The following is a 433-nucleotide window of genomic DNA, read 5'->3' as shown; positions in this document are numbered from 1 at the left end:
CCCTTCCCAACACTCGCAAGCTCGTGTCGGGGCCCTCGGGACGCCGCTTGGTCCTGCACGCAGGCCAGGCCGTGCTTTGCGCGCACTCCGGGCAGCGGCTATCCTGTGTGATGTGTCACTCCACGGTGGCACGCGCTTATGATCTGCGGCGGGAGAGTCCTGCCGGTACATTCAGCAGGCGCCGTAGGAGCAAATCCTCCCCAGGAATCTCTCAGGCCCATGTACCGCCGCGGCAAGGCAACTCTGGAAAGCAGTCCGGGCAACCGGGCTCACCGACGGTGCAAGTGGTCCTGCAGCAGCAGGGACACGGAATCTCTCAGGTCCAATACAGAGCGGGGAGGAACCCGAATCATCGTGGCACCCTTGTGCCACCTGAATTATGGAGTTCCTCATGACCCTGGCACCTGAAGGCCGCAAGCTGCTGCGCGTTGAA

At 63.0% G+C, this 433-nt stretch carries 2 riboswitches.

The window, feature by feature from the left end:
• The first annotated feature begins 139 nt into the window (after positions 1-139).
• A riboswitch (glycine riboswitch) is annotated at positions 140-237 on the top strand.
• Position 238: 1 nt separating this feature from the next.
• A riboswitch (glycine riboswitch) is annotated at positions 239-341 on the top strand.
• The last annotated feature ends 92 nt before the right edge of the window (positions 342-433 follow it).

The organism is Arthrobacter cavernae, assembly GCF_017368795.1.
Taxonomy (GTDB): domain Bacteria; phylum Actinomycetota; class Actinomycetes; order Actinomycetales; family Micrococcaceae; genus Arthrobacter; species Arthrobacter cavernae.
The sequence above is the reverse complement of the archived record's forward strand: the minus strand, read 5'-3'. Positions and strand labels throughout refer to the sequence as shown.